The sequence below is a fragment of the Bacillus sp. TE8-1 genome (assembly GCF_008368855.1).
In the GTDB taxonomy this organism is placed as follows: Bacteria; Bacillota; Bacilli; order Bacillales; family Bacillaceae_G; genus Bacillus_A; species Bacillus_A cereus.
In genome coordinates, this window is sequence record NZ_QPET01000050.1 from 21,038 (window position 1) to 28,318 (window position 7,281).

A 7,281-nucleotide genomic window follows, 5' to 3' on the forward strand; every position below is an offset into this window, starting at 1 on the left:
GCTATGAGTACTATTAATTGACGAAAAATTATAACAATAATAGAATGAATTGTATTGATGATTAGTTTCACAAGCATACATAGAACACTAGGGGGATTATTATGAAATCAACATTTTTTGCTCAAAATAGAGAACGATTAGCAAACACATTACCAGAGGGATCTATTACGATATTATTTGCGGGACAAGCACCGCATATGTCAGCTGATGCACATTATAAATTTGTACCGAATCGTAATTTTTACTACTTAACGGGAATCGATGAACCAAATGTTATTTTTATGCTGAAAAAGGTTGGAAGTAGTGTTGAAGAAACACTTTTCATTGAAAAGTCAGATCCAGTAATGGAAAAATGGGTCGGTAAAACAGTTTCTAACGAAGAAGCAGAGAAAATTTCAGGTATAAAGAAAGTTGTATATTTAGATAGCTTTGAAAAGACAATGTCAAATATACTTTTTACAGAAAATGCGAAGCATCTATATTTAGATATAGAACGTCGTGATTGGAATGGTACGGAGACAAAAACATTAGCATTTGCTAAACATGTAAGAGAAAAATACCCACACGTAACAATTGGTAATGTATATCCGAACATTTGTGAATTACGAGTATTTAAAACAGAGGAAGAAATTGAAATTATTAAAGAAGCGATTGCTGTAACGAAAGATGGTATTTACAATGTGTTAAAAAATGCAAAAGCAGGCATGATGGAGTATGAATTAGAAGCTCAATTTGATTTTACACTGAAATCATCTGGCATTAAGCACCATGCGTTCAATACAATTTTGGCGAGTGGGAAAAATGCTACAGTTCTTCATTATGAAGATAATGATGCACAAATTCAAAATGGTGACTTAGTATTACTAGATTTAGGTGCTCAAAAAGACTACTATAACGCTGATATTAGTTATACATTCCCGGCAAATGGAACATTCTCTAGTCGTCAAAAACAAATTTATAATATTGTATTAAAAGCATTAAAAGAAACAACAGCACTTATTAAGCCAGGATTAAAGTTCGCTGCATTAAATGAGCATACAAAAAAAGTACTGGCAGAAGAGTGTAAAGCAATTGGTTTAATTCAAGAAGATGAAGAGTTATCAAAATACTATTATCATGGTGTCAGCCATTTCCTTGGTTTAGATACACATGATGTAGGAACATATAAAGATAGAGTGTTAGAAGAAGGTATGGTTATAACAATTGAACCTGGTCTTTATATTGAAGGAGAATCAATTGGAATTCGTATTGAAGATGACATTCTTGTAACGAAAGACGGGTATGAAAACTTGTCAAAAGATATCATTAGGGAAGTTGAAGAAATTGAAGAATTTATGAGTGTAAATAATGAACATGTAAAAGGAAACCAAGCTGTAGTTAAATAATAAAAGAGTCATCACTAATTTATTTGAACTTTATCTCGAATCGTGGACAATTAAAAAATCCATGATTCGGGATAGGGTTCTTTTCTTCGAAATACTAATCTTTAATTATTAATCCTAATAAAGTAGCAAACTGAACAGCTTGATATGTTGATACTTTACATCCTCTTAAATCGTTCACTGAAACTGTAAGTGTATCAAAGGTAGAAGAACTAATATCTATCCCCTTCAGTGATGTCTGATCAAAATTAGCTTCATCAAGACTACATAATTGGAATTCAACTTTTTTAAGTTTACAGTCAAAAAAATCTGCATTATTTAATGAAGTTTCATTGAAGATGATTTTTTCTAGTTTGGAATTTCCAAATGCCGCTAAATTCAAAATTGAATTCTCAAATTTAACATTTCCTAAGCTAGATTCTGTGAAATTTACTCCGATTAATTTACTGTTTTTAAATTCGACTCTGTGAACAGAAGAATTGCTTAAATTAACATTTGATAGATCACAGTTTTCAAAACAAACATCTGTAATATCAATATTGCTAAAGTCTGTATTAGTAAACTTACAGTTTTTTATCACCGCATCATATAATCGCACTCTATCTACAGATTCATTTTCGAAAGTGGAGTCTATAATTTCACACACTTCCAATGTTGGATCTTCTTCATAAAAAATATCTTGAAAATTCTTTGAAGATAACTCTGGTGAAATTTTTGGTCTATCAATTTTCATCGTATATCAATCCTCTTCTATTTGATATATTTGTGTAATTTGAGTCCATTGTTTCCTTGTGAGGAACATTAGTTCTTATTATACAAAAATCTAAGTTCTTTTGTGAAGAGCATTTTAGCTACATTTTTCTTATTTAATAATAGCAGTGTTATTGTTTCTTAAGAAATAACGTCAAAATAAATATGGGAACGGCTAATATAGTCGCTACAAGGGAAGTATTTTATACTTTTAAAATATTCGCCTCTTGTAATGTCTCCGCTTTTAGTAATCTTCCAATTAGCTTACGTATTATCTAATTACATCTCCTTATTTTCTTGAAAATCAAGTTCTATAATGATTTTGAAAAAGAAAAAGGAGGGATTTTCCATGAAGCGATTTGTATTAACAGCTGTTACGGTCTCTGTAATATTTTTAATTGCTGCATGTTCTTTGGCCACAAATACAACAAATGATCATAAAAATATGAAAGATAAAAAAACAATACAGGCTGAAACAGCTACAAAACCATTGAAGGTTGAAAAAGGACCAGAAGTTACTTTAGTAGCGAAAGAAGAAAAGCAAAAGTTAGGTAACGGTGTTATTGTTCCAGTCTGGACATTTAATGGCTCATCACCTGGTCCAGAAATTCGGGTGAAAAAAGGTGAAAAGGTGAAAGTGACATTAAAAAATGAATTATCTGCACCAGTATCTATTCATTGGCATGGATATCCTGTCCCAAATAACATGGATGGAATTCCAGGCGTGACACAAGATGCAGTTGAACCAGGAAAAAGTTTCACTTACGAATTTGAAGCGAACGTACCAGGAACGTACTGGTATCACTCGCATCAAGATTCTGTAAATCAATTAGATAGAGGTTTGTATGGAGCGCTCATTGTAGAAGATACAAAGGAAAAATATGATAAAGATTACACATTAATGTTGGATGAATGGGTTACAGATAAAGAAGAAATGAATAAGCAGTTAAAAGAAATGACAAAAGGGCAAATAGGTAATAAATCTAAAGGTAATGAAAATGAGGAAAAGAATGATGATAAGAACGGCATGGCTCATTCTGGTATGGACATGGGCAGTGATCAAAAAGACTCTGGCAATATGGCGGGAATGGACCATGGAAATATGAAGATGGAAGGTCATGATATGAGTATGTATGATTTATTCACAATCAATGGAAAAAGCGGTGATTTAGTAGTGCCATTGAAAGTGAATAAGGGAGATAAAGTTCGTCTTCGACTCGTTAATGCTGGTTATCTATCACATGATATACATGTTCACGGTCATGATATAAAAGTAATTGCGACAGATGGTCAACCAATAAATGATCCAAAAGTTATAAAGGATAAAGTAATTTCAATCGCACCGGGTGAACGTTATGATATTGAATTTACTGCTAATAAACCTGGGAAATGGTATGTTGAAGACCATTCGAAAAATAAAGGTGCAAAAGGAATGAAAGCTGTTATTGAATATGATGGCAGCAAAGAGATGAAAGATAAAGCAGACGAAAAAGAAAAATTACCGAAAGTAGATATCATGAAATATGGTACTAAAAAATTAGGAAGTTTCCCGTTAAATCAAGAGTATACTGCCACATATAATATGGACTTAAATACGCAAATGAATGGAAATGAAATGGTATATACAATTAACGGAAAGGTATTTCCGGATATTGACCCAATTCAAGTAAAAAAGGGTGATTTAGTAAAAGTGAAGTTGGTAAATCGTTCTAAAATGGATGATCACCCAATGCATTTACATGGTCATTTCTTCCAGGTGTTGAGTAAAGATGGAAAACCGATAGAAGGTTCTCCGATTGTTAAAGACACATTGAATTTGAGGCCAGGAGAAGAATATGAAGTAGCCTTTGTAGCAGACAATCCTGGTGAGTGGATGTTCCACTGTCATGATTTACACCATGCTTCAGCTGGGATGGTAACAGAAGTAAAATATACAGATTACAAATCGGATTATGTTCCAAACCGAAACATTCCTAATAAGCCAGAGTAATATTAAGCAGTTATCCTATGGATAGCTGCTTATTCATTTTTGTTGCAAGTACTAATGTATATGTTGGTTATGCCCAGGTGAAGGTGCAGGAGTATGATCTGGGAATGTCGTAAATACGGCAACGATAATTACTACACTAATTGAAAGTAATAACAAAAAACGCTGTTGGATAAAAGTAGAAAAGTTCTCCGATAACAATTGAATCACACAGGACATAGTAATCGTTATAGTAAGTAAAAGGCTAATGAACAATATACTATGAGCTTGTTGAGCGTTTAACATTTCTGTAATCATTGCTCCCATCATACTTGCCATTAATCCAGAGAACATTCCTTCTAAAGCAGTATATAGGTGAAAACGTAGACCGATTAAGAAACCGATAAAACCACTAATTAAAATAGCAAGCAAAGTAGAATATAGTAATTCCCCCTTAAAGAGAATGCCTAAGTAAAAACCAATACTTAAACCAATACTCATACTAAAAGACATAATAAATACCATATACTCCATTAGGGTACCCTTACGTTTAGAAATATAGGATGTAATAAGAATCGAAGTACAGCAAAGTGTTAAGGTAGTTAACGTATAAGCAAACATTATGATACCTCCTTGTCCTATCGTTCATTTCATCATATGTTTATATGGAGGGTACTTATGCTTATTAATATCTGCATATTATCTGCACAATTTCATAGATGTAAGCAAAGGAACGCTTGATTTTTTAGGGCGTCTTTTTTAATTATAAGCATGTGAAAGAAATTGTTATATTATGAGTTTCTATTGTGAAGCCATAAAGAATAAGCGTATAATATTATAGGTCTCCCATTTGCGAGACAAACCGCGAATGATAAATAAGATTGTTGTTTTATCATCGCTTCTAAACATATAGACAATGAAAGTAACACTGGAATACAGATAGGGAGTTATAAAATGAAATTAATTATTGCCGAGAAACCAGATCAAGGGTTGGCTCTTGTTTCACAGTTTAAATATCGCCGGAAAGATGGATATTTAGAAGTAGAAGCGAATGAGTTATTTCCAAATGGAGCGTACTGTACATGGGCAATTGGTCATTTGACGCAGTTATGTAATCCAGAGCATTATCACGCAGAGTGGAAAAAATGGTCACTTGATACGTTACCGATGATTCCTGAACGATTTCAATTTGAAGTAACAAAGTCAAAGTATAAGCAATTTAACGTTGTGAAACAGCTGTTACATAATCCACAGGTAACAGAAATCATTCACGCAGGAGATGCTGGGCGTGAAGGGGAACTGATCGTACGAAATATTATTAATCTTTGTAACGTGCAAAAGCCGATGAAACGTCTATGGATTTCATCTTTAACGAAGCAAGCTATTTACCAAGGATTTAAAAATCTACTTGATGAATCAGATACAATTAATACGTATTACGAAGCATACACAAGATCTTGCGCTGACTGGGTTGTTGGTATGAATGCATCACGTGTCTTTAGTATTTTGTTAAAGAAAAAAGGAATGAATGATGTATTTTCTGCTGGTCGTGTCCAAACACCAACGTTAGCATTGATTGTAAAGCGAGAGAAAGAAATTGAAAACTTTAAGTCAGAGCCTTTCTGGGAAGTGTTTGCAACCTTTAATATAGAAGGAAAGAAATATGACGGGAAATGGGAAAAGGATAATGAATCCCGCTTAAAAGACCCTGATATGGCGAATAAAATTGCGGCATTTTGCCAAGGGAAACCGGCTGTTGTGAAGGAAATGAAAACGGAGCGTAAAGAGTTTCAGCCGCCGCTTTTATTTAACTTATCATCACTGCAAGCAACGGCAAATAAAGCCTTTAAGTTTTCACCGAAAAAGACGCTTGATATAACGCAAGCACTATATCAAAAAGGGATTGTTTCTTATCCACGTTCAGATTCTAACTATGTTACACAAGGAGAAGCAGCGACGTTCCCTGATATTTTACAGAAGTTAAGTCAGTTTGATGAATATAAAGGCTTATTACCGGCTCCGGTTGAATCCATTATGAATAACAAGCGTTATGTAAATGAAAAGAAAGTAACAGATCACTACGCAATTATTCCGACAGAGCAAGTTACAAACCCAAGCAGACTATCAGGTGATGAAAAGAAAATATACGATATGATCGTAAGAAGGCTTATTGCAGCTCATTATGAAGTTGCAATCTTTGACTATACAACAATCATTACGCTTGTAGATGAACGTGCTGAATTCATTTCAAAAGGAAAACAGCAAATTCAAGAAGGTTGGCGTAAAGTTATTTTCCAAGACGATAAAGATGACGAAACCATTCTTCCAATTGTAGCTGAAGGCGAAGAAGGAAAAGTTGTAAAGGTGAAAGTGAAAGAAGGAAAAACACAGCCACCGAAGCGCTATACAGAAGGACAACTTATTACGTTAATGAAAACAGCTGGTAAGTATTTAGAGAATGAAGAGCTGGAGAAAGTATTAAAGAAAACAGAAGGTTTAGGTACGGAAGCGACTCGCGCAGGTATTATTACGATGCTGAAAGACCGTAAGTATATAGATGTAAAGAAAAACCAAGTGTATGCAACTGATAAAGGAAAAGTATTAATTACCGCAATTGGTGACAAAATACTAGCTTCACCAGAAATGACTGCGAAATGGGAACAACGTCTTGCGGAAATTGGTGAAGGTACAGCTTCACCAGCTACATTTATGGAACAGACGAAAAAGCTATCAGCTAAAATTATTGAAGATGCAGTGGAAATGTCAGAGAAATGGGACTTTACTGGATTGCATGTTGAATCGATTGAGCGAAAAGGATCGAAATTTACAACAGGTAAAAAGGTTGGTAGCTGTAAAAAATGTGATGGCGATGTAATTGATAAGTCAACGTTTTACGGCTGTTCTAATTACAACACGACACAATGTGACTTTACCATCTCGAAGAAAATATTAAGTAAAACAATTTCGCAAAAGAATATGACAAAGCTATTAAAAGGTGAAAAGACCGATTTAATTAAAGGCTTTAAAAAGGGCGAGAAAACATTTGATGCGAAGTTAGAGTGGAAAGATAATAAGATTAATTTTGTGTTTGAGAATTAAGTTGTTTTAACAAATAAAAATATGATAATTAAAAAATATCCTATAGAATAGACGCTTAAAAAAGTCTATTCTATAGGATATTTT

At 33.6% G+C, this 7,281-nt stretch carries 5 protein-coding genes; 3 read left to right on the forward strand and 2 right to left on the reverse strand.

Going from position 1 to position 7,281, the window contains the following annotated elements; all coding sequences use genetic code 11:
- Positions 1-101: 101 nt before the first annotated feature.
- The gene (locus DN404_RS29780; protein ID WP_000842971.1) at positions 102-1,385 is read left to right on the forward strand and encodes an aminopeptidase P family protein; all 1,284 of its coding nucleotides are present in this window, start codon (positions 102-104) and stop codon (positions 1,383-1,385) included.
- A 94-nt stretch (positions 1,386-1,479) separates the two neighbouring features.
- Here the strand turns inward: DN404_RS29780 and DN404_RS29785 are convergent, their stop codons facing one another.
- Complete coding sequence (locus DN404_RS29785; RefSeq protein ID WP_000687270.1) at positions 1,480-2,115, reverse strand: pentapeptide repeat-containing protein; 636 nt, start codon at positions 2,113-2,115, stop codon at positions 1,480-1,482.
- A 366-nt stretch (positions 2,116-2,481) separates the two neighbouring features.
- Here DN404_RS29785 and DN404_RS29790 point away from each other — a divergent pair, with 366 nt between their 5' ends.
- Positions 2,482-4,122, forward strand: a complete 1,641-nt coding sequence (locus tag DN404_RS29790; protein ID WP_149215838.1) for a multicopper oxidase family protein — start codon at positions 2,482-2,484, stop codon at positions 4,120-4,122.
- 51 nt (positions 4,123-4,173) lie between these two features.
- Here DN404_RS29790 and DN404_RS29795 read toward each other — a convergent pair whose 3' ends face one another.
- Positions 4,174-4,719, reverse strand: coding sequence for a hypothetical protein (locus DN404_RS29795; protein WP_000458541.1), 546 nt, complete (start codon positions 4,717-4,719; stop codon positions 4,174-4,176).
- A 333-nt stretch (positions 4,720-5,052) separates the two neighbouring features.
- Between DN404_RS29795 and topB the strand changes: the two genes are divergently transcribed.
- A complete protein-coding gene (gene topB / locus DN404_RS29805; RefSeq protein WP_000766734.1) occupies positions 5,053-7,197 on the forward strand; it encodes a DNA topoisomerase III in 2,145 nt (714 codons plus the stop codon).
- Positions 7,198-7,281: the final 84 nt, after the last annotated feature.

Bases quoted from the DNA above. Each gene is read 5' to 3' on its own strand.
- DN404_RS29780 (WP_000842971.1), top strand. From the start codon at position 102: ATGAAATCAACATTTTTTGCTCAAAATAGAGAACGATTAGCAAACACA.
- DN404_RS29785 (WP_000687270.1), bottom strand. From the start codon at position 2,115: ATGAAAATTGATAGACCAAAAATTTCACCAGAGTTATCTTCAAAGAAT.
- DN404_RS29790 (WP_149215838.1), top strand. From the start codon at position 2,482: ATGAAGCGATTTGTATTAACAGCTGTTACGGTCTCTGTAATATTTTTA.
- DN404_RS29795 (WP_000458541.1), bottom strand. From the start codon at position 4,719: ATGTTTGCTTATACGTTAACTACCTTAACACTTTGCTGTACTTCGATT.
- topB (WP_000766734.1), top strand. From the start codon at position 5,053: ATGAAATTAATTATTGCCGAGAAACCAGATCAAGGGTTGGCTCTTGTT.